This is a genomic window from Citrobacter sp. wls710 (assembly GCF_005281115.1).
GTDB lineage: Bacteria > Pseudomonadota > Gammaproteobacteria > Enterobacterales > Enterobacteriaceae > Citrobacter > Citrobacter werkmanii.
Genome location: NZ_SZXD01000048.1, coordinates 1 through 1,196 on the forward strand (window position 1 = coordinate 1; position 1,196 = coordinate 1,196).

A 1,196-nucleotide genomic window follows, 5' to 3' on the forward strand; every position below is an offset into this window, starting at 1 on the left:
TTCGCCAAAACATCTTCGGCGTTGTAAGGTTAAGCCTCACGGTTCATTAGTATCGGTTAGCTCAATGTATCGCTACACTTACACACCCGACCTATCAACGTCGTCGTCTTCAACGTTCCTTCAGGAGACTTAAAGTCTCAGGGAGAACTCATCTCGGGGCAAGTTTCGTGCTTAGATGCTTTCAGCACTTATCTTTTCCGCATTTAGCTACCGGGCAGTGCCATTGGCATGACAACCCGAACACCAGTGATGCGTCCACTCCGGTCCTCTCGTACTAGGAGCAGCCCCCCTCAATTCTCCAGCGCCCACGGCAGATAGGGACCGAACTGTCTCACGACGTTCTAAACCCAGCTCGCGTACCACTTTAAATGGCGAACAGCCATACCCTTGGGACCTACTTCAGCCCCAGGATGTGATGAGCCGACATCGAGGTGCCAAACACCGCCGTCGATATGAACTCTTGGGCGGTATCAGCCTGTTATCCCCGGAGTACCTTTTATCCGTTGAGCGATGGCCCTTCCATTCAGAACCACCGGATCACTAAGACCTGCTTTCGCACCTGCTCGAGCCGTCACTCTCGCAGTCAAGCTAGCTTATGCCTTTGCACTAACCTCCTGATGTCCGACCAGGATTAGCTAACCTTCGTGCTCCTCCGTTACTCTTTGGGAGGAGACCGCCCCAGTCAAACTACCCACCAGACACTGTCCGCAACCCCGATTAGGGGCCCACGTTAGAACACCAGCCATTAAAGGGTGGTATTTCAAGGATGGCTCCATGCAGACTGGCGTCCACACTTCAAAGCCTCCCACCTATCCTACACATCAAGGACCAGTGTTCAGTGTCAAGCTATAGTAAAGGTTCACGGGGTCTTTCCGTCTTGCCGCGGGTACACTGCATCTTCACAGCGAGTTCAATTTCACTGAGTCTCGGGTGGAGACAGCCTGGCCATCATTACGCCATTCGTGCAGGTCGGAACTTACCCGACAAGGAATTTCGCTACCTTAGGACCGTTATAGTTACGGCCGCCGTTTACCGGGGCTTCGATCAAGAGCTTCTCCTTACGGATAACCCCATCAATTAACCTTCCGGCACCGGGCAGGCGTCACACCGTATACGTCCACTTTCGTGTTTGCACAGTGCTGTGTTTTTAATAAACAGTTGCAGCCAGCTGGTATCTTCGACTGATTTCAGCTCCA

Annotated in this window: 1 rRNA gene; it reads right to left on the minus strand. The window is 52.6% G+C overall.

Annotated elements, in window-relative coordinates:
- Positions 1–25 precede the first annotated feature (25 nt).
- Positions 26–1,196: ribosomal RNA gene (locus tag FDX14_RS20880) — 23S ribosomal RNA — on the minus strand; the annotation flags it as partial.